18 protein-coding genes and 1 pseudogene are annotated in these 20,513 nt (G+C 47.8%); 7 read left to right on the top strand and 12 right to left on the bottom strand.

The features are described 5' to 3' along the window. Positions 1–204: 204 nt before the first annotated feature. The gene (locus ACQKPA_RS12380; RefSeq protein ID WP_427492566.1) at positions 205–999 is read right to left on the bottom strand and encodes an SDR family NAD(P)-dependent oxidoreductase; all 795 of its coding nucleotides are present in this window, start codon (positions 997–999) and stop codon (positions 205–207) included. Positions 1,000–1,083: 84 nt separating this feature from the next. On the opposite strand from ACQKPA_RS12380, the gene ACQKPA_RS12385 reads away from it, so the two are divergent. Beyond that, a complete protein-coding gene (locus ACQKPA_RS12385) occupies positions 1,084–1,458 on the top strand; it encodes a MerR family transcriptional regulator (RefSeq protein ID WP_427492568.1) in 375 nt (124 codons plus the stop codon). A gap of 480 nt (positions 1,459–1,938) precedes the next feature. Here ACQKPA_RS12385 and ACQKPA_RS12390 read toward each other — a convergent pair whose 3' ends face one another. From ACQKPA_RS12390 to ACQKPA_RS12415, 6 genes are all read right to left on the bottom strand, one after another. Continuing rightward, positions 1,939–3,102: a GntR family transcriptional regulator gene (locus ACQKPA_RS12390; RefSeq protein WP_427492570.1), complete on the bottom strand. Its 1,164-nt coding sequence runs from the start codon at positions 3,100–3,102 to the stop codon at positions 1,939–1,941. A 228-nt stretch (positions 3,103–3,330) separates the two neighbouring features. Continuing rightward, complete coding sequence (locus ACQKPA_RS12395) at positions 3,331–4,218, bottom strand: carbohydrate ABC transporter permease (RefSeq protein ID WP_427492572.1); 888 nt, start codon at positions 4,216–4,218, stop codon at positions 3,331–3,333. A 10-nt stretch (positions 4,219–4,228) separates the two neighbouring features. Continuing rightward, complete coding sequence (locus ACQKPA_RS12400; RefSeq protein ID WP_427492574.1) at positions 4,229–5,179, bottom strand: ABC transporter permease; 951 nt, start codon at positions 5,177–5,179, stop codon at positions 4,229–4,231. 105 nt (positions 5,180–5,284) lie between these two features. Continuing rightward, complete coding sequence (locus ACQKPA_RS12405; protein WP_427492576.1) at positions 5,285–6,922, bottom strand: extracellular solute-binding protein; 1,638 nt, start codon at positions 6,920–6,922, stop codon at positions 5,285–5,287. A 205-nt stretch (positions 6,923–7,127) separates the two neighbouring features. Next, positions 7,128–8,777, bottom strand: coding sequence for a sensor histidine kinase (locus tag ACQKPA_RS12410; RefSeq protein WP_427492578.1), 1,650 nt, complete (start codon positions 8,775–8,777; stop codon positions 7,128–7,130). Continuing rightward, a complete protein-coding gene (locus tag ACQKPA_RS12415) occupies positions 8,746–9,498 on the bottom strand; it encodes a response regulator transcription factor (RefSeq protein WP_427492580.1) in 753 nt (250 codons plus the stop codon). The genes ACQKPA_RS12410 and ACQKPA_RS12415 overlap by 32 nt, the downstream gene beginning before the upstream one ends. A gap of 232 nt (positions 9,499–9,730) precedes the next feature. Between ACQKPA_RS12415 and splB the strand changes: the two genes are divergently transcribed. Continuing rightward, the gene (splB, locus tag ACQKPA_RS12420) at positions 9,731–10,756 is read left to right on the top strand and encodes a spore photoproduct lyase (RefSeq protein WP_427492582.1); all 1,026 of its coding nucleotides are present in this window, start codon (positions 9,731–9,733) and stop codon (positions 10,754–10,756) included. Between the two features lie 101 nt (positions 10,757–10,857). On the opposite strand, the gene ACQKPA_RS12425 is transcribed toward splB, so the two are convergent. Together ACQKPA_RS12425 and ACQKPA_RS12430 are read right to left on the bottom strand one after the other, a co-directional pair. Then, the gene (locus tag ACQKPA_RS12425) at positions 10,858–12,876 is read right to left on the bottom strand and encodes a bifunctional diguanylate cyclase/phosphodiesterase (RefSeq protein ID WP_427492584.1); all 2,019 of its coding nucleotides are present in this window, start codon (positions 12,874–12,876) and stop codon (positions 10,858–10,860) included. A gap of 373 nt (positions 12,877–13,249) precedes the next feature. Next, positions 13,250–13,588 carry a winged helix-turn-helix transcriptional regulator gene (locus tag ACQKPA_RS12430; RefSeq protein ID WP_427492586.1) on the bottom strand — a complete coding sequence of 113 codons (339 nt, stop codon included), beginning with the start codon at positions 13,586–13,588 and terminating at the stop codon, positions 13,250–13,252. 179 nt (positions 13,589–13,767) lie between these two features. On the opposite strand from ACQKPA_RS12430, the gene ACQKPA_RS12435 reads away from it, so the two are divergent. Together ACQKPA_RS12435 and ACQKPA_RS12440 are read left to right on the top strand one after the other, a co-directional pair. Then, a complete protein-coding gene (locus ACQKPA_RS12435; protein ID WP_427492588.1) occupies positions 13,768–14,772 on the top strand; it encodes a hypothetical protein in 1,005 nt (334 codons plus the stop codon). Beyond that, on the top strand, positions 14,769–15,362 hold the full coding sequence (locus tag ACQKPA_RS12440) for an NAD(P)H oxidoreductase (RefSeq protein ID WP_427492590.1): 594 nt from the start codon (positions 14,769–14,771) through the stop codon (positions 15,360–15,362). The genes ACQKPA_RS12435 and ACQKPA_RS12440 overlap by 4 nt, the downstream gene beginning before the upstream one ends. 138 nt (positions 15,363–15,500) lie before the next feature. Here ACQKPA_RS12440 and ACQKPA_RS12445 read toward each other — a convergent pair whose 3' ends face one another. After that, the gene (locus ACQKPA_RS12445) at positions 15,501–16,448 is read right to left on the bottom strand and encodes a phosphotransferase enzyme family protein (RefSeq protein ID WP_427492592.1); all 948 of its coding nucleotides are present in this window, start codon (positions 16,446–16,448) and stop codon (positions 15,501–15,503) included. A 198-nt stretch (positions 16,449–16,646) separates the two neighbouring features. On the opposite strand from ACQKPA_RS12445, the gene ACQKPA_RS12450 reads away from it, so the two are divergent. From ACQKPA_RS12450 to ACQKPA_RS12460, 3 genes are all read left to right on the top strand, one after another. Next, positions 16,647–16,892 (top strand): AbrB/MazE/SpoVT family DNA-binding domain-containing protein, encoded by a 246-nt coding sequence (locus ACQKPA_RS12450; protein ID WP_427492594.1) that lies wholly within the window; start codon positions 16,647–16,649, stop codon positions 16,890–16,892. Beyond that, complete coding sequence (locus ACQKPA_RS12455) at positions 16,889–17,290, top strand: type II toxin-antitoxin system death-on-curing family toxin (RefSeq protein WP_427492596.1); 402 nt, start codon at positions 16,889–16,891, stop codon at positions 17,288–17,290. Before ACQKPA_RS12450 ends, ACQKPA_RS12455 begins: the two co-directional genes overlap by 4 nt. 123 nt (positions 17,291–17,413) lie before the next feature. Next, positions 17,414–18,037 carry a TetR/AcrR family transcriptional regulator gene (locus tag ACQKPA_RS12460; RefSeq protein WP_427492598.1) on the top strand — a complete coding sequence of 208 codons (624 nt, stop codon included), beginning with the start codon at positions 17,414–17,416 and terminating at the stop codon, positions 18,035–18,037. 74 nt (positions 18,038–18,111) lie between these two features. On the opposite strand, the gene ACQKPA_RS12465 is transcribed toward ACQKPA_RS12460, so the two are convergent. Together ACQKPA_RS12465 and ACQKPA_RS12470 are read right to left on the bottom strand one after the other, a co-directional pair. After that, positions 18,112–19,251: a toxic anion resistance protein gene (locus ACQKPA_RS12465; protein WP_427492600.1), complete on the bottom strand. Its 1,140-nt coding sequence runs from the start codon at positions 19,249–19,251 to the stop codon at positions 18,112–18,114. Positions 19,252–19,304: 53 nt separating this feature from the next. Next, a pseudogene (locus tag ACQKPA_RS12470) lies at positions 19,305–20,441 on the bottom strand (VWA domain-containing protein); the annotation flags it as partial. Positions 20,442–20,513: the final 72 nt, after the last annotated feature.

Consider the following 20,513-nt stretch of genomic DNA (forward strand, 5'->3'; position numbering starts at 1 on the left):
CGAGAAATAATGACATATGCCGGATTTACCGGATAACTGCACGTAGATGGTTATTCCGGCTACAACAAAGTATCCGGCGTCACTTTGGTCGGGTGCTAGGCGTATGCGAGGCGTAAATTTAATGAGGCGCTGAAGGCGTTGCCAGCCTTGCGTCCCCGATAGGAACAATGGCTCAGGAGGGGCATAATTCATGTTCGTCATTATTTAATCATTTATGAGCTTTTGATTATTTTTTGAATTTCCAGCGTAATCAAATATTGGGCTTCGTAAACTAAATGTAAAAGAATCTCTATTGATGGCACCTACCGTTTGATCGCTGTCGTACAGCTCTAATAAGAAATCTGCCATTTGTACACTGGTATGGTAATTGCCAAAATTCTTGTCATAATCGTATTCGGGAACATTATTAGCAGTCTGCCCAAACTCTGTTTGAGTAGCTGCCGGGGCTAACACTTTCGCTTGTAGTTTAGCTTGCTCCGCTTTTAATTCATGCGCCAGCCCCTCGGTAAAAGCGCTCACATAGAATTTAGTGGCGCAATAGGTTACGGCATTGGGTACAATGACATATCCGCCCCCGGAAGAAATATTAATAAGCTGTGTTCCCTCTACATTTTTGTAATCCCGGACATAGAGAGAGGTTAATACTGTCAGGGTTTCAACGTTCAGTCGCAGCATGGTTCCGACTTTATTCAAATCCATTAGTGAAACGCTGCTGTAATCTCCGAAACCAGCGTTGTTGATCCATGTTTCAATACAGTATTCTGTTAGCTCATCATAAAGATGGTAGGCGTTTTGAAGTATAGACAAATCGCATACTTTTATTACAACATCCAAAGCCGGATTAAATTCCAAAACCTCTTTTTTCAGATGTTCAAGCTGCTCTTTGCGCCTGGCTACAATAATTAGGTTTTTTCCTCGCTTCGCAAAAGCCTTTGCAGTTGCATAACCAATTCCAGAGCTAGCCCCTGTTATCACTGTATATTTTTTGTTATTTTCCACTTGTACAGCCTCCTTAATATGATATGGTTATACTCTATAATGTAGAGTTAACTCTAAGTCAAGAGTATTTTAGGAGTGATTTTAATGGAATATATAATTAGTGAGTTTTCAGCGATTACCGGAATTAGCATTTACACCTTACGGTACTATGAGAAAGAAAAACTAATTATTCCGAATCGAAAAGAGAATGGTAGACGTTGTTATTCCGATGGCGATATTACATGGATACAGTTTATTAAACGTTTGAAAGACACAGGTATGCCAATCAAGGAAATCCAGAAGTACGCCGAGCTTCGAGCTAAAGGCGATACCACTTTGGTAGAGAGGATGGAAATGCTGGTTCAACATCGGGTCGTTCTCAAAGAGAAAACCGTAAAACTGCTAGAACATCTTGACAATCTTGATGACAAAATTAGCTATTATCAAACAGAAATTAATAAGGAGAACTTAAACAAATAACTCTATAACAAAAAACCAGCCGGAGATAACTGGTCAAGCCCCATTTAATAGACATTGAAAAACACCTAGGCTGCAAACTGGCGTCGGTACTCTACCAGCGTCAGTTTGTTTAATTTCCGCTGTGGTCGTCTTCGGCTATAAATCGTATGTATTTCTCAATTCGCCTTTGTGCCTCCGCCAGATTTCATAGGAATGGCAAAGAATTCACCCGAAAGCTCATATACGTTTTTTTGCCTACAGTTGGACAAATAACAGGAAAACCAGCCAGAACATTTGCCCAATGGGTGCTGAAAACAAACTCTTCTTTGAGTAAATATATAAAACAACGAAATGTTATATCATATTATCTGCAAACTCCACTTGAATATCGAATCCGTCATCCATTCAAAAGAAAAACAACAAACCATGCGCTCACACTTACGCGAGCGCATGGTTTGTTCTTGTACACTTATAGCGGACAAGGATACAAATATATCGCCTTCACAAACTCTTTACAGGCCCGGTTGATGCTCCAACCACCAATTCCGCCGGCAATCGCTTCTCAACTGCTACATCATCGTGATTCATAATGCCCAGCACCGTCTCAATCGCAAGCCTCCCCATTTCTTCCTCGTTCTGCCGCATATGGGTAAACAAATAGCCTTCACCGATATTTAGCTGGGGACTGTCAAAGCACACGATAGATAGATCCTCCGGCACCCGCAGACCGAGGCGCTCTGCCGCGACCTTGGCCAGCAAAGCAATGTTATATTCGATCGCAAAAAAGGCAGTAATTGCCGGGTGATCCTGCAAGTGCTGCACGATCCGCTGGATTTCCCGTTCAATATTGCTCTCGTGGAAGGCATTAGGCAAAGTAGCCGTCACGTCACTAATCCAGATCTCCTTATCAAATGCGATGCCCCGGGCGGCATGAGCCTGCACGAACCCTTCAATCCGCTCTTCAACCGCTGTCGTGTCTCTCGGCGGAGGAGACAGCAGGGATATATGACGATGTCCCAAATCAAATAAATGCTCCACTACCTGAACGGCTGCTCCCAGATTATCTGTACTGATGGAAGCGGCTGCAACTCCCTTCAGCTTGCGATCAATCAGGACAAGCGGAAAACGGGCGATGACCATCTTCAATATTTCGGCATTGAAATATTCCCCCTGAGCGGGAAAAACGATGAGACCATTCACGCCGAGATTACGCAGCTTCTGAATGGATAATTCCTCATTATCTTGGTCTCCAAACGTTCTGCGCAGTACCAGAAAACAGTCATTCTCTCTCGAATACTGCTCCATACTGTAGACAAGGCGTGTTCCGTAGCTTGAAGAAAAGTCAGTAATGACAAGACCGATCATCTTCTCTTGGCTGGCTGCTCTGACATTTCCGCCTTCTGAGGAAAATGATTCTCTCTGTGCCACGGGCTCATCCGGGTCAGCTACGAAGGATCCCTTGCCCGGCTTACGCACAATCACACCTTCAGCTGCCAGCATATCTAATGCCTTCTTGCTTGTGATTCGACTAACTCCGTATTCGTCCGCGAGTTCCTTCTCCGAAGGGACTTTATCGCCAATGCGGAAAATATGCGTGGAGATCTTTCGCTTCATCTCGTTAAAAATCTGTTCATACATCGGCTTTGCGGAAGCTGCGTCTTTCAAATTGATATCCCTCCAACGGTACTCCAAAACATGCTGATTTATATAACAATATAACATGATATATTTAATTTGTCCATGTTGCGCGGATAACCGCTTAGAAAAATAATCATATCATCATTCCCTTTAAACAATCCCATTCATGACAAAACAGCGCCGCAAGATCTTTCGCCCCGAAAGATTCATGCAGAAGCGCTGTTCCTCTGTCGACTACCTACTCCGTTTATTGAACTATTCCTTCACGGCCCCCAGGACGATTCCGTGGATTAAATAACGCTGCAAAAATGGATAGATGAGCAGAATTGGAATCATGGAAACCAGAATTTTGGCGGAGTTCAGTGTCGTGTTGGAGATTTTATTAAACTGCTGAAGCTGTTCGACCGAGAGATTCTGCATCTGGTCGCGCGTCAGGCTGAGCTGCTGCAGATAAGTCTGAAGCGGTATTTTCTCGCTGTCATTGATCAGGATGATCCCGTCAAAGAAATTGTTCCAGTGACCGACGATGACAAACAGCGTAATGGTCGCCAGACTGGGCATGGAGATCGGGATGAAGATCTTGAGCAGGATTTTCAGCGGACCGGCACCGTCTATGAATGCAGCCTCCTCCAGCTCCTTCGGAATGCCCTTGAAGAAGTTCATCAGGAGTATCACATTGAAGACAGGAACCGCACCCGGCAGAACCAGCGCCCAGATGCTGTTGATCAACCCCAGCTTGCTGATCACTATATACCAGGGAACGATCCCGCCACTGAAGAGCATCGTAAATACGATAATCCACATATATTTGTTTCTCGATCGGAACTGCGCAACGCTCCGCGACAATGGATAGGCCATGAGGATGGTCAAAATCATGTTGATTGCGCCCCCAAGCAGCACCCGTTCCACCGATATGAAGAAGGCCTTCCAAAACTTCGTGTCATTCAGTATCTGCCCGTAGGATGAGAAGTTCAGCTCCACCGGAAAAAAGTAGACCCGGCCAGCATTCACAGCCGTGCTGCTGCTGACGGACACCATAATCGTATTGACGATGGGGGCCAGCGACACAAATGTAATCAGAACGAGCGCGAGCATAATCATCAGGCGGGACAGCCTTGAGCCCAGCGTTTTGGATTGAATCATGCTAACCCTCCTAGAAAATCTTGTACCCCGCATACCTTGAGGCCAGCCTGTAGGATATAACGATCAGAACAAAGCTGATGACCGACTTCATCAGTCCAATTGCCGTTGCGAACGAATACTGCATATTGATCAGACCCATACGGTACACAAATGTATCGATAATATCACCCGTCTCATAGACTAGCGGATTATACAAGTTGAACACCTGGTCAAATCCCGCATTCAGCACATTGCCGAGACTCAGCGTGCCCAGCAGGATGATCGTCAGAAACATGCCCGGCAATGTGATATTCAGGGTCTGCTTCCAGCGGCTTGCGCCGTCCATTGCGGCGGATTCATACAAAGCCGGATTTATCGCCGTCAACGCAGCCAGATACACAATCGTCCCGTAGCCGAATTCCTTCCAGGTATCCGTCACGATGAGCAGCGGCCTGAACCAGTCGTTGCTTGCCAGAAACATGATCCGCTCCAGCCCCAGAAACTCAAGGAAATTGTTAATCATGCCGTCAAAGGAAAAGATCATGGTCAGCATCGTACCCAGGACCACCCATGACATAAAATGCGGCAAATACACAATGGTTTGAATCGTGCTTTTGAAGAGCTTCAGACGCACCTCATTAAGCAGCAGGGCGAATACGATCGGCACAATCAATCCGAGAACAATCTTCCCGACCGCGATGACCAGCGTATTGACGAAGATCTGCTTGGCATCCGGCAGTTGAAACATATACGTGAAATTGTCAAGACCTGCCCATGCGGAGCCGAGTATCCCTTTCGCGGGGATGAACTTTTGAAAAGCCATGACCACCCCGAACATCGGCACAATCGAGAAAATAAACAGCATGGCCATGCCAGGCAGCAGCATCGCATGATAGGTCATTTCGTCAAAGGTTTTACGTTTCTTTTTCCTCCGGTATCTTACTTCCGGCTCTTGATTGACGGTTGTTTCCATTTGAGCCATCGTCCGCTCCACCTCCATCATGTCCCTGTCAGGACAAGCCTTATCGAATAAAAAAGCCCGCGCGGCTGACCACCAATAGCCCTCCGCGCCATGGCCATGCTATCTTTATCTGCTGCTCATCTGGTTGACCTCTTCCGTAATCTCATCGCCTCCGGTACGCTTCCAGGTGTCCACGAACTTATCGAATTCATCGACGGGGGCTTGTCCCATAATGATTTTCAATATGGTCTCCTCTTCGAGCTTTTGGAGGTTGGCCCACTTCAGCTTCATCGTCTCGGTGGTTCCATAAAAGCCGGCAGGAATCACTTCCAGATTCGGATTGTTCGCTTCGCGCTGGCCTTCGATACGGGAGAGGTATTCGCCGTATGTGTTCACGTCGATGGCATTTCCTTTTTCCTTGAATTCCTGATACGCCTTGAAGGACACCACCCGATCTTCCTGCACGGAGGAAGCATCACCGGATTCATCCGCCTTCATAAGATCCTCGTAATAACGTTTCAACACATCGTCATAATCCACTTGCATCGGAATTTGTGTCGGATCATTATTCCAGCGGCTTGCGTCTGTCAGCATCTCATCGGGGTGCTCTTTCTTGTAATTGACCGCATCATCGGTTAAGGAGTACAGGAAATCCGTTGTTAAATTGACCGATTTCATGATTGCTTCGGGATGGGCGAAATCCTTCTTTACTACGACGATACCGCCGCCCACCGGATCCTGACGGATTGTCTTGAACTTGCCGTTCTCATCCACGGGTGCCGATATGGCAACCCAGACAGCATCGGGATCCTGCTTGATGGAATCCTTGTAGTTGGTGTAGCCGATCCACCATGGGTTAAACAGCATCCCTACCTGCCCGTTGATCACAAGCGCTTCCTTCTCTTCATTCGTTCGGACAGCGAACTGTTTATCAATCAGACCTTCTTTGTACATGGCGCTCAGCTCTGCCAACGCTTGCTTCATCTCGGGCTGAACCGATCCATACACAACCTGGCCATCCTTCTCGATCCAATTCATTGGAAAAGCACCGCGTGCAGCAAAAACCGGTGTAAAGTTCATGGCATTGGAATCCATCACCATGCCAACCGTTTTGCCTGTTCCCGAGGCATCCTTCTCTACGAACGTTCTGGCGAGATTCCATACATCCTCAACAGATTCCGGCATCTGTGCGCCGACTTTATCCACCCAGTCCTTCCGTACCCACAGCAGCTGGTGCTGGTTCCCGATATTCGTCATCGGAAGGCCCATGATTTTACCATCCACCTTGACTTGGTCCAGCAGCAAGTCGCCATAAGAAGCGTAGATATTCTTGACGCCGTCGGATGCGGTCTTCTCGTACACCTCCGTCATATCGGCAATCAGGTCGTTATCCACCAGCTGATTGAAGATATCGCGGCTGACCAGCATAACATCCGGCAGATCACCCGTTGTCATCGATAGCGACAGCTTTTGATCCATATCGTCCGTCTCCCAAGCCACCTTGGCTTTTACGTTCACCCGGTCTTCCACATAGCGGGTAGCCAAATTGTCCTCAATCGTATCGCCGGGAGGCAGGTTGTTCACATGATTGGTATTCCGGCCAATCGTAAATTCTACCTGTGTTTCGTATTTCCCGTAAGGCTCATAGTCATGTTCTGAAATTTGCGGCTGTGCGCTGTCACCCGCACTCCCGCCGCAGCCGCTGAATACAGTCAGCATCATGCAGCCGAGCAGCAGCGAAGCCATCTTTTTACGCTTGTTCATCCTGTCATCCCCTTTTTTCTCGTTTTGGTTGATAACCAAATTGTATGCGGTTTCATAATTGGCGTATATGCAACATTTTTTGGATATGTATCACTTTTTTCATGACCTTCTTTGCTCTCAACTTCAAACCCCAAAAAAGCGGCTGCTTCAGCACACCGCTTTCATTAACGACGCTATGAATAATGGATGGAATAACGCTCGCTGTTCAGGAAGCCGGAATGACCATGGATACTTCCGTTCCGCTGCCTGGTTTGCTATGAATATCGAGTCCGTAATCCAGTCCGTAATACAGCTTGATCCGGTCGTTCACGTTCCGAACGCCGCAGCCGCCGCTCTCTCCGGCCAGCAGCCTCGCCGCCTGCGCGGGAGTCATGCCTACCCCGTTATCGTTGACGATTAGTTTAATACCCCCTTCGACCCGGCTAACCCCAATGTGAATTTGGTAATCTGCTCCTTCAGGCTCCACAAAACCGTGCTTGATTGCATTCTCCACGATCGGCTGCAGAATAAAATGAATGATCTCGGTATCTAATACTTCCTCATCGATAAAGTAATCCACGTCAAATCGGCCATCGTTCATGATAAGCTGCAAATCGAGGTAAGCCTTGATATGCTGCACCTCATCCTTGATCGTAGCCAACTGCCTCCCCTGATTCAGCGTCGTTCTATAGAACCGGGCCAATGCCGATACCATATAACTCGTCTCGATATCCGCTTTCTTCTCGGCCCTCCACCGGATAAAGGAGAGGGTATTGTATAGGAAGTGCGGATTAATCTGATTAATCAGCTTGTTATATTCGCTTTCCCTCTTGGCGATTTCCGCTTGATACACCTGGGAGATGAGACTGTTAATCCGTTTCAGCATTTTGCCGATGCCATTGGTCAACTCGCCGAATTCGTCCCGAGAAGAGCTCTGGATGATCACCTCGAGGTTGTTCTGCTCCACCTTGTCTACCTTGTTCTTGATATGGATAATTCGGCGTGTAAAGTTGTTGGAGATCACATAAATGAGCAGAAATGTAATGATCAAGCTGAGGATCATGACAAACAACGTAATTTGAAAAATACCCAGCGCATTTGCATATGCATTCGTATTCAGCAGATTATAGTGAATCGTCCATCCATTATTGGCGAGCGACCGGCTTAAGTTCAGACCGCCCGTCTCCCCACTCTCCAAATCGGCTGAAGCATCGGACTCCTTCCTTTCCTTGAAAATCACACGCTGCTCAGCATCCTCGATATGAACCGCTACATGCTCCGACAGTTTGTCCATATCAGCAAAGATGCTGTCATGCTGAATGGAAATTACCATGAAATTGCTGTCCTTGGGATTGCTGATCAATTCCTGGACGAGATAAAGCTTCTCCCCGTCCACAATCCAGCGCCTTCCCCGAAATCCATCGTACCAAGACTTGCTCTTGAGTTCCCCGATCGGCAAAATATTATCGCGAATCCCCAGCAGCTCGCCGGAAGTATAAAAGGTAATGGCCTCAATGTCGTCATCCATCAGCCGGATATTCGAAATCAACGGCTCCAGGATGTCTCGAAAATCCAGGTACATGTTAAAATAGTTCTCTTCGTAATCCTTAATGAAAATTTGAGATAAGTCCCGATTCAGCACCATGAACTCGCTCAGCGTATTATACCGGTTAATCTTATAGTCCATAATGTTCGCTACCTGTTCCAGGCTGGCCTCAGCCTCGCTCCGGAGTTCCTTCATCTGAATGCGATAGGACTGAATGAAGGAGAGCAGCCCGAGCAGCAAAATCGGAATGAGCGCAATGACCAGATGGGACAGCAGCAGCTTGTTGCGGAACCGGATATCATTGAACTTGCTCTTTATCCATCCGATCATGGAGCACCCCGCACTCTCTGTATTGTAAGGGACTTACGCCGAACTTGCTCTTGAACAGCTTGGCAAAATAAGAGTGGTTGTCTATACCAACCGCTCCTGCAATATCATTGACTTTCATATTTGAGTGTTTCAGTAGATAGCTTGCCCTCTGCAGGCGGTAGTCGGTCAAATACTTCGAGAAGTTCTCCCCGGTTTCTTTCTTAAATAAAATGCTCAAATACCCCGGGGACAGGTACACATCCTGGGCTGCATCCGACAACGAAATATCCCGCTGATGATGATCCTTCACATAGTCTTTAACCTGACGGATGACTTTCGATTCGATCGTTCCCTGTTCAAGCTCCCCGCCATAAGGACTGATCTGTGTAATATCCTCCATCACCTGCAGAAACTCTTCCCTGACAAGCGGTTTTAGCAAGTAATTTACCACGCCTAATCGGATAGCGCTGCGGGCATACTCAAATTCGTCATACCCGCTGCAGATGACAATTTTTAAATCCTGCTGGGTCTTTCGGGCTTGCTTGCTCAGTTCCAGTCCGTCCATAAGAGGCATTCTGACGTCGGTGATAAGAATGTCAATCGCGTTTTGCAGCAGAATACGCTTCGCACTTATTCCGTTCTCGGCTTCCAATACTTGAAAGGGGAAGCGGTACTGAAAGATCAAATCCTTAATGCCTTCTCTTTGAACGGACTCATCGTCAACAATAAGAACATTTAACATCAGAAAATCTCCTTTGCTTGTGAAAGTATGGGGCTGATATAGGAAAATATAGGTTGTTATAAATGGTATACCTGTTTTGTCGTAGTATATCACAGTTTCAAGAAAGGGCTTTCAAAATCATGTTTAAGACTGTGCAGCCGTCAAACCTTTTGCTTACTTCGACAATGCATGATTGCCATGCCCACTGCCAATCCTATACATCATATTCTTTATTTAGCGGGAGGTCAGATTATTGGAGCGTTTTGACCCGGAACTGGTCTTTTTTGAGCCGGACGCATTAGAGTATCCTCTTGGAAAGAAGCTGTATGCATGGTTTGAAGAATTAGGCACCCCCATTAAAATGACTACCTCTCACAATAGAGTGACTGGCATTCCAGGAGAAACAGAAACGGAGAAATACCGCAACGCCAAGAGAACCCTGGTTGTCGGGATCAGGAAAACATTGGATTTTGATACCTCCAAGCCGTCAGCGGAATATGCCATCCCGCTAACCACAGGATGTGCGGGACATTGCCATTACTGCTATTTGCAAACCACTATGAGCTCGAAGCCTTATGTCCGGATATATGTCAACCTGGATGAAATTCTGGATCGGGCGAAGCAGTATATCGGAGAGCGAGCACCGGAAATCACCCGATTCGAGGCGGCTTGTACTGGTGACCCCGTATCGCTTGAGCATTTAACCGGAGCACTGGCCTATTACATTGATTTTATGGCCAAGCAGGAATACGGCAGACTGCGGTTCGTGACGAAGTTCGCTAACATCGATTCCCTGCTGAATATCCATCACGGCGGTCATACCCGGGTACGCTTTTCCATCAATTCCGATTATGTGATCCGTTATTTTGAGCCGGGTACCTCTACCTTCGATGAACGAATTGAAGCTGCAGGTAAAATTGCCGAAGCCGGATATCCGTTAGGTTTCATCATTGCCCCGATCGTCAAATATGACGGATGGCAGGAGGGATACTGGCATTTGTTAGAGAAGCTTCATGAGCGATTGAGCCATGTGGAGGTCAAGGATCTGACGTTCGAGCTCATTCAGCACCGCTTTACCAAAACGGCCAAAAACACGATTTTAAAACGTTACCCCAAAACCAAACTGAATATGGACGAGGAAGATCGGCAGTTAAAATGGGGAAGGTACGGAAAATTCAAATACGTCTATAAGGCCGAAACCGTCGAGGAGTTCCAGCAATTGTTCGAGAAGGGGATCCAAGAATATTTCCCACGCGCGAAAATTGCCTATTTTGTTTAATTGCAGAGACTTGAGGGGCCCAGGCGGTTATTATATGTCTCCAATGACAACATAACGGACACCTCACGGTGCCCGTTATTCGTATGATCTGTATCTATTTTTCATCGCAGGGTTATGAGCTCTTCGTTCTTGTGATCTTGGTCGTACATCCAAACCTTAATCTCATTGATATCCATTGGCTTCCCGTAATAATAACCCTGCATGACATGGCAGCCAAGTCCGGTCAAAAAGTCGATATGCTCCTTGTTCTCTACACCTTCCGCAATGACATCCAGGTTCAAATTCTCTGCCATAAGGACGATGGCGTTAACGATGGCGCGCTTGCTGGGCGTGTCCAAATCATTGGTAAACTGTCGGTCCAGCTTTAAAGCATCAATCGGAATCCGGTCCAGGAGCCCAATCGAGGAATAGCCGGTTCCGAAATCATCCATGGAGACCTTAACCCCCAAGGACCTGATATTCCCAAGCTGGCGGATAATATCATTGACATCGTGCAGCACCATGGACTCCGCTATTTCAAGCTCTAACAAGCGAGGTTCCAGATTCGCCTTATCCAGCACGTTCTGAATAAGCTCCAGCAGATTGTCGCCATGGAATAAACGAACCGATAAATTCACCGAGACCGGCTGGACAATCCCTCTCTCCTGCCAAATTCTGCACTGTTTGCACGCTTCCTCAAGCGTCCATCGGGTCATCGGAATAATGAGTCCCGTCTCTTCGGCAATCGGAATGAATTCAAGCGGGGATATCACGCCTAAGCGGGGGTGCTTCCACCGGAGCAGCGCCTCGAATCCGACCAAGCGATCACTTTGCACATTCCATTTGGGCTGATACACAATAAAGAACTCCTTCAGTTCAAGCGCTCGTTGCAGGTCCTTCTCCAATTCCATTTTGCGAACCTCTTGAAGACCCATCTCCTCGTCATAGAGGCACTGCTGATTCTTGCCGAGTCCCTTCGCTTTATACATGGCGGTATCCGCATTCTTGAGCAGCGTTGTACGGTCAGAGCTATGGACGGAGCCAATGCTGATTCCGATACTCGCTGTCACATACAACTCGTTACCGTCGATATAGTACACGTTTTTTATTTGTTGGAGTATATCATCAGCTAAATGCTGGGCATATACCGGGTCGCTTTGCTTCAGAATAATCAGAAATTCGTCCCCGCCGATCCGGAATACCTGCTGGCCGCTTCCAATGAATTGACGCAGGCGCTTACCTACTTCCTGGACCAGCAAATCCCCAACATTATGACCCAGCGTATCGTTGATCGCCTTAAATTGATCCAAATCCAGAAACAGGATCGTAATCTGCTCTGTCTCGGAATTCGTCTCGAAGAATCGGTTCATTTCATTGCGATTAGGCAATCCCGTGATCGTATCCTGATAGGCCAGCTTTTCCAGCACATGCCGATCAAAGAACATCGCCCCCCAGGAGATCAGCAGGATGGCAAAAATCGCGACCGTTACACCATACAGAAGCAGAAAATCCACAGACTGCGGCTGCTGCGTGAGCATACCGGCATGAGCCTCAAACCGTGCAGCTTTCATTCCTGTATAATGCATCCCGCATACGGCGAATCCCATAACAACCGCCGAACCCCACTTGGGAAAGCTGGACTTGGGATGATTCCGAAAACGGAGAAACAATAATAAAGCCGCATAGGAGGCTACCAATGCAATGATGGCGGACAGTACCCAAATGCCGGGATCATAACTAATTTCGGCATGTATGACCATGGCCTCCATTCCCGTGTAATGCATGGTAACGATGCCGCTTCCCATAATGAAGCCGCCAATGGCGATTTTGAACCAGTTAATATTTTTGGGCATCGTAATATAAAACGCGATGAAGGAGGAAACCACGCTGACAAGCATCGACATGATGGTCAAAAAGACATCGTACCTCACATTCATATTCATGTGCATCGCCAGCATGCCGACAAAATGCATGGACCAAATGCCGCTTCCCATGACCATGGCCCCGCCGAATAGCCAAAAAAACTTGGACTTGCCGTTCGCATCCGAAATTTTGGACGTAATATTTAAAGCCGAGTATGAAGCAAGTATAGCAATCGCAATTGAGAGCCCAACAATATAATAGTTATAATTGCCGACCATCTGAGCTGTACACACCCCTTTTGTATGTAATTCTTAAGTCCTATGAAGATCATACGTTTCCTAGCGGATAACGTTTCTATTAATTCACGGTGACTCGCCCCGGTGCATATCAGTGAAAGCAATTTTTATTCCCGCGGCTTCCTAGCCCTGCACCATATCCACATTATATCTTTAGTAGCTATTCAATTTCTCGACAAAACACAGAAATGTTCGAACGCTCCCGGACTGAGATGAGTCTAAAGAACTAAATTATTCTGCGGGTATCTGGACTTATCCTCTGCCCTATGAGAAATTTGAGCGACAACACTCTATTTGGAAAATAAAAAAAGCTGCAGGGCCTTTATTAGGTCAGCAGCTTTTATTTTGTCTGTCCTCAAGGTGTAACTACCTTCGATTTCCCATTCAAGTACATCTCGCCCCATTCACAGATTTGATCAAGGATCGGTTGCAGCGAAACGCCCATTTCACTCAGCTCGTACACAACCTTAGGCGGCACTTGATTAAAGACCGTTCGCGTGATAATCCCATCCTCCTCCAGCTCCCGCAGCGTCTGGGTCAACATTTTCTGCGTAATATCCGGCATCTGCTTCTTAATTTCACTCGTTCGCTTGGGGCCATAACTTAAGTGACACAGCACAATGACCTTCCACTTGCCGCCGATTACGTCCATGGTCGCCTCAGACGGAATATTGTATTGTCGCTCCCCATTCATAAGAACTTCTCTCCTTTTTGAACGTAAGTGGCATATCTCTGACAACAGGCACTTTGGGGTACTAATGATACTTTTAGGTGCTTATAGAACAATTAAGTGCGTACTTCCTTTCCGTCATTATATGTTACATAATCCCCTTATACCAGTACTGCATCATAAAAACATAGGGGTGAAATAACATGCAGCGTATTTACATTGCCGGAGGTTATGGCGTAATCGGGAGTGCCGTTGCCCGGCATATCCGAACGATCAATCAAGATGCCGAGATTATACTCGCCGGAAGGAATCCCGAGAAGGGGAGCTTATTAGTGCAAGAGCTAGGGAACGCCCGCACCGCTTTTTTAGATATCCGCCAAGGTCTGTCTCCAGCTGAGCTCAATCAAGTCGACCTCATCGTTTCTACGATTCAGGATCCGGCCGACCTCCTCATTCAAGAAGCCCTTGCAAAAGGAATCGCACATATCGGGATCACGAAGCTTACCGACGAGCTGACACCTTTGCTGTTCACTATGCAAAGCCATCCCCCTCAAGCACCGATTGTCCCTCTGGGACATTCGCAAGCGGGAATCCTGACCTTGGTCGCGTATCAGGAAGCGAAGTCTTTCCAAAGCGTCCAATCGATCGGCTTGGCGGGTCACTATGATGAACGCGATCCGATGGGCCCTATGACGCTGGAGGAAACCGAAGGGTTTATCAACCGTGCCCTTATCCGGGAAAACGGGATATGGAAATGGGTTGAGGCTGCGAAGTATCCGAGAAGCATAAGTCTTTCAGATGGTTCCCGGGTAGAAGGCCATCCCATGAGTTTATTGGATGTTCCAAGCCTCGCGGCTGTTACGGGAGCGCCTAATATTCGATTCGACTTCGCCATCCATGACTCCATAGGAACACGGGCTGGAGGCAGGGCATCCCAAGATCTCTACATTGACCTTGAAGGCGTACTTCTTGACGGCCGTTACGCGAAACGGAGAATCACGTTGACCGATCCGAAGGGACAGGCGCATTTTACGGCCCTCGGTATTCTCCTGTCCATTGAGCGCATTCTGGGCTGGGACGGCTCACCTCCTGCTCCTGGAGGCTTCTATCTACCGGAAACGCTGGTTCCTCTCGAAACTGCAATGGCACGTATTGAACATTTTGGCATTCAAATTCGAAGAGAAGAAAGAGAAGGTGAACCCTCATGAAGGTATTAACAGTTGTTACACATCCACGTGAAAATTCCTTTACATTTGCAGTTACCGAGAAGTTTGTACAAGGGCTTAGGGACGCCGGGCATGAAGCGGAAATTCTGGACCTCCACCGCATCGGTTTCGATCCGGTCCTGTGGGAGGCAGACGAACCCGATTGGTCTGATCCTTCCAAGATCTATTCTCCTGAGGTTGAGGCCGAAATCGCACGGATGAAGGAGCACGATGCGCTGGCCTATATCTTCCCGGTATGGTGGTACGGAGTCCCTGCCATGCTGAAAGGGTATATCGACCGTGTCTGGAATCATGGCTTCGCTTACGGCGGCGGCTCAAAGCTTCATCACCAACAGGTGTTATGGCTAGCGCTCGCGGGAGCTTCGGAAGATCATTTTGCCAAGAGGGGCTATGATCAGATGTTATCCCTTTCCCTCAATGTTGGAATGGCCGACTACTCCGGAATCAAGAATTCCCGTGTGGAATTCTTCTATGATACGCTGGAGGCCAGACCGGAGCATATGGAGAGTTTACTCGAACGAGCTTATCAGCTGGGATTGCATTATGCGGATTCTGGAGTAAGTGTGAAATGATTGCTTTATAATAGAAGCAGAGCTTAAATTTATAAATTATAAATTATAAATAAATCGACCTTAAGAGAGGTCGATTTTTATTTACTACATTTCTGATCGTTCGATCTATGCCATCTGAGCGACAGTCCAATTCTTTTCTTAAACAGGTGGGAATTCTTTTAGAATCTTTTCCTTACGCCCTTTCATATACCATTGTCCCCACGGATGGAGCTTGTCGAATGCTCCGCCGCAGGCATGGAACAGCTTGATATACCGACCCATTTCTCTCAGCTTCATGAAATACGGGATTTCTCGAAACCATTTCTCCTCCAGATGATGCTCCAGACGATATCCTTCCAGGAACGGGATCAGAAACTGATCCGGCAACGCATCCGCACCTTCCGTTAAACCCGAGAAAAACGCGGCCACCGCAATATCATCAACGAACCATGAATAACGGCTCGCATCAAAATCAATCAGACACAATGAATCCTCATGCACGAAAAAATTGCCGTAATGAAAATCCGCATGGATCAGTCCATAAGCGTCCGCAGCAATCGGAAGCTCCGATATATAATGGAGCAATCTCTGATAACGAAGGGTGATCTCCTTCTCGGATGGCGGTAAATCAATACGTCGAACTTTTTCCGCCTCATCCGACCAATCAGGACGTTTTGTGACGGGTTCCAGATGGATGTACCTCTTGGTGATGCCGTGCATGCGCCCCATGAATTGGCCCATTCGCCTGTATAAGCCCTCATTGGCATCGTTCTCCCCGACCGGACGCCCCCTGGCTTCCTCATAACAGACCGCCGTATAGTCATGATCCTCCGACCGAATCCGCTCCGCAAGATTTCCTGCCACCGAATAGTGCGGCCTCGCAACGCAAACGCCGTTTCTCCCGAGAAACTCCACCCACTGCACCTCGCCTGCAATCTTTGCATACGGTTTATGGGACTCGTCGGTCAAGCGTACATACACGGTCTCCGCACCCCTTCGATAAGAACAGACAAGGCTGTGTTCGGAAAAATGCGTCTGAAGTCTATCCCGCTCCAAAAGTCCGAACCTGCTTACAGCGGCGGCCATAAGTTCCCTTCTTCGTTCCAATTGCATCGCCTCCCTTCATCATCCGGATGATCAAACATTTCACTGATCATTGATTTCTGCATATGGATAGCCGGCTCCTGCATTTAACCGCTACTACAAGAATCGAGATTTATCTTATTTCTCAGTCTATATATAATTGTTATAACAGTTGAATAATATAATAAAAGAGGAATACTTTATATGAGCAGGGTGAACGAAATGGAACGGAAAGTCACTAAGTTTGGCAACAGCCTTGGCATTACAATGACGGATGCCCTCAAACAGATTGGTCTAGAACTAGGCGATACGGTACAAATAGATGTTAATCAAACAGATGGTGAGATCATCATTAAAAAAGCTAACAAAGTCTCCCTACCTGACGGCATCAGCCCTGATTTCTTGGATACTCTGTCTGAGATCATGAGTGAATACGACCAGACCCTAAAAGGGTTAAAAGATCGATGAACCCTATACGTTATCTACCCTCCCAAGAGATTATCGCCATTAACGTCGCTATGATACAGAAATATAGTGGCGGCGAGCATATCGGTGTAAAGAATCCGCATTTGCTTGAGTCGATCCTCCGTCGGCCTCAATCGTCAGCTTTTAGAGAGGACGCCTATTTATCTATCTGGGAAAAGTCAGCTGCATTATTTGAATCACTGGGACAAAATCACCCATTTCAAAACGCCAATAAAAGAACCGCCTTCACGGCTCTTCTCCTATTTTTACGCTATAACGGATATCGATTTATCATGGATCAAAAACAAGCAGAGAATTTCACGGTCGATATGGTTAATCACAAATTCACCTTTCAAGAGCTTACGTCCCTTATCAAAGAATACTCCATTGAAATAACGTAATAAAAAGCGACCATTTACGGGTCGCTTCTTCTGCTGATGTATATGTTGTTGTGGACCAAATGGCAGGAGGATATAATACGGGAGAGATAGACTACATTGTCATGTTTGAAAGAAGGCCCGATTATGAATCCCGAAACCCGAAATGCCCGAACCCAACGCATCGTCGAAGCAGCAGAGTGCGTATTTACCCATAAAGGCATTGAAACAGCCACTATGCAGGATGTCGCCACCGAGGCCAAAATGGGCATAGCCACCATATTTCGATTTTTTCCGCGTAAGGAGAAACTCGTCGTTGCCGTCGCTACGAAAAACCTGGAGACCGTTCTCGAAACCTTCCGTTCCATCGCGGAACGGCCGATTTCCTGCATGGAGAAGCTGGAGCTGCTGTTCGACCACTTCATTTCCCTGCTGGAGCAGCCGGCCAGCTCGAACGTCAAGCTGCTTGAGAACTTCGAGAGTTATGCCGCACAGTTCACGGAGCCCCTTGAGGATATCGAGCTGTTTAACGACGTCTATCGGAACATATCCCAGGTATTCTCGACCATTGTGGAGCAAGGCATTGAAGACGGATCGCTTCAAGCCGATCTTCCGATTTCCGAGACGCTGTCCACCATCGTGAATACGTTCGGCATTTTTGCCAGAAAGCTGTCCCTTCAGAAAAACATTCTGGTGGTTGAGCCCGACCTCGCGCCGGAGAAGCAGTTGGCGATTCTCAAGCACATTCTGCTCAATTATTTGCGAGCCTAGGCTCGGGCCAAATCAAAAAAGAGTGCGCAGCCTCACGACTGCACACTCTTTTTTGATGATATCCCTGGCTTCCCCTACAAGCCCAGCTTCTGCCCCCGCTCCAGGCGCTGGATCTGCTGCTCGCCCGTGACCGCCAGCTCACTGAACTGATGGATCGTCTCACGCATCCGCGGGAGAGCCTCCTGCTTGTATGTGCTGATGGAATCAAGCGCCGACAGCACATTCGTGAACGCTTGTTTCAAGGTGTCGACGGAAATGCTCGTTTCCAGCGACTGCTTGTGGATCGCCGCGCCTTGATCCTTCAGCATTTTGGAGGTAGCGCTGATCAGATTGTTTGTGGTTTCGTTCAGCAGCTCGATTTTCTTCAGGACAATCTTCTGGTTGTACAGGGCACTAGCCACCGTTACCGAGATTTTCAGCGCCGTTACCGTTACGTTTCTCGCCCGATCCACGCCGCGAATTAATTCTTTGTTGTTCCGAATAACCACTTCAATAGCCATGATTCCCTGCTGGTTCACGACCAGCATCTGCTGCAGGTCCATCACGCGCTGGCGCAGCGGAAACAGCACCTCTTCGGTGATAAACCGGATTTTGTCCTCCGACTCCTGACGGATTTTGGCCGCCTCGACCTGGGACTCGATCTCCGCGTCCATGAGCATGCCCAGTTGAATTTCCTTTTGCAGTTTTTTGGTGAGCTCGCGGAGGGTTTGCTGTTCAATCTCCAGCGTGGTGTTGTCATTCTTTAATACGGTTTTTCCTTTATCAAGAGAAATGATGATATCCGAAATGACGGCATCCGCCTTTTGAAACTTGGCAAAATATCGGCGCAGCGGGTTAAATACCATGCCCAGCAGTCCGCTTTTCGCAAAATCCACAACGCTCGGATCCAGATCCTTCAGCTGCAGCTGCAGCTCCGTTAACCCTTTGGCCACTTGACCGCCTTCATCCCCGGTTTTCGATAATCTCCCCACCTGAACCTGGAGGAGCGCATTCTTCTCCGAGGAGGATCTCATCGTGCTGATGCCAAAGCTTTCAATGGATTGCAGCACCTGTCTTCGCTTCTCGAGCGATTCCATATCCAGCTCCATGATGGCCTGCACATTATTAGCCGCCAGCTCCTTCAGCTGCGTAACTTCTTCCGGCTCAGGCTTCACCTGCTCTTCAATCGCCGTCTTAATCTCTTCGGGACTAATGACTTCCATCGTAAATGACAAAATAACCCCTCCTACAAGTTTCTTGTGTAACTCTTATAACGCTTGTAATGATGCTACATCTGCACATTCAACAGCTGGCCGATTTTGTATACGACATCGTCGGTATCCGCGTTGATGCTGGCTGCTTCATTGATGCTGGAAATGCTCTGGAGCGCCTGAATGTCGGCATTATAACCAATCGTATATACCGGGATTTTGAAGGTTTGGATCAGTTCCCAAATATCGTCTAGGGAGTGCCCGACGTTCGTCTCCCCGTCACTCAGCACAAAAATCAAAGGCTTCACGTCCGGATTCACCGCCATCTCGTCCTGAAGCATTTTCATCGCCACCACAATGCCGTCAAAGGTCGCGGTATTCCCACTGGCTTCAAGGCTGTTAATCGCCCCGACAAACATCGACTGCTGATTCAAGTCGTACTTGCCGATCGGCAGATTGATCGTAACGTCCGTGGAATACGATACAAAGCCGATGCTGTTGTCTCTGCCCAAATATTTCTGTCCCGTCAACAGCGACTCCTTGAGGCGGTTTAACGGCTCGCCGTCCATGCTCCCCGACACGTCCGCCACAAACACAGCCGCAACCGGCTTGTTGCCGTCCTTCTTCTCTTTCCACAGCTTCTGGGCAGACGGCAGCAGGCTGCTGTCAACAACTTCAAGCTCGGATTGGTAATCATTCAGGCCGTTGAACCCTTTTTTGTCGGCCAACTTCTGGTATTTGTCCTGCTCGACAAACGCCGCGAATTTCTTAATGATCTCCAGCTTCTCCTTCGGCAATTTCCCGAGCGCATACAAAGGGCTGTCGTGCCTTACGCCAAACGGGGTAAAGACGTAACCGCTCTTCATATCCGCCGCGTTGACATAGGTCTGATACTCCAGGACAAAGGCATCCAGCATGCCGGACTTCGCCGCATCGCGCATCTGGATCGTGGTGGAAGCCGTGAAAGGAACGTTCGCTTGGAATTTCTCGAAGCCCTGTACCGCCTTCTCACCCAGTATGTCGTCGCTGTCGAACGTTTCAAGGGCCGTGATCAGGAAGTTGAGACCCGTGGAGCTGGCAAAAGGATCCGTGTAACCCATCGCCAATTCGTTATTCGCTATCGCATCCGTCAGCGTCTTGACGTTCAAGGAGCCGTACTTTTCCACCAGCTCGTCGTATTTGGCCTTTCGGGTGACGACGCCGGTGACGTTCCCTTACTGAAGTCGGCGGTAGGCAGGGAGTACATACTTTCTATTTATAAGGCGCATGAATAAGAAAAAAGGCAA

This window comes from Paenibacillus sp. NPDC093718 (assembly GCF_050279985.1).
GTDB lineage: Bacteria > Bacillota > Bacilli > Paenibacillales > Paenibacillaceae > Paenibacillus_AQ.

Coding starts and splice junctions, on each gene's coding strand:
- ACQKPA_RS12385 (WP_427492568.1), top strand. CDS start 1,084: ATGGAATATATAATTAGTGAGTTTTCAGCGATTACCGGAATTAGCATT.
- ACQKPA_RS12395 (WP_427492572.1), bottom strand. CDS start 4,218: ATGATTCAATCCAAAACGCTGGGCTCAAGGCTGTCCCGCCTGATGATT.
- ACQKPA_RS12400 (WP_427492574.1), bottom strand. CDS start 5,179: ATGGCTCAAATGGAAACAACCGTCAATCAAGAGCCGGAAGTAAGATAC.
- ACQKPA_RS12405 (WP_427492576.1), bottom strand. CDS start 6,922: ATGAACAAGCGTAAAAAGATGGCTTCGCTGCTGCTCGGCTGCATGATG.
- ACQKPA_RS12410 (WP_427492578.1), bottom strand. CDS start 8,777: ATGATCGGATGGATAAAGAGCAAGTTCAATGATATCCGGTTCCGCAAC.
- ACQKPA_RS12415 (WP_427492580.1), bottom strand. CDS start 9,498: ATGTTAAATGTTCTTATTGTTGACGATGAGTCCGTTCAAAGAGAAGGC.
- ACQKPA_RS12425 (WP_427492584.1), bottom strand. CDS start 12,876: ATGGTCGGCAATTATAACTATTATATTGTTGGGCTCTCAATTGCGATT.
- ACQKPA_RS12430 (WP_427492586.1), bottom strand. CDS start 13,588: ATGAATGGGGAGCGACAATACAATATTCCGTCTGAGGCGACCATGGAC.
- ACQKPA_RS12435 (WP_427492588.1), top strand. CDS start 13,768: ATGCAGCGTATTTACATTGCCGGAGGTTATGGCGTAATCGGGAGTGCC.
- ACQKPA_RS12440 (WP_427492590.1), top strand. CDS start 14,769: ATGAAGGTATTAACAGTTGTTACACATCCACGTGAAAATTCCTTTACA.
- ACQKPA_RS12450 (WP_427492594.1), top strand. CDS start 16,647: ATGGAACGGAAAGTCACTAAGTTTGGCAACAGCCTTGGCATTACAATG.
- ACQKPA_RS12455 (WP_427492596.1), top strand. CDS start 16,889: ATGAACCCTATACGTTATCTACCCTCCCAAGAGATTATCGCCATTAAC.
- ACQKPA_RS12460 (WP_427492598.1), top strand. CDS start 17,414: ATGAATCCCGAAACCCGAAATGCCCGAACCCAACGCATCGTCGAAGCA.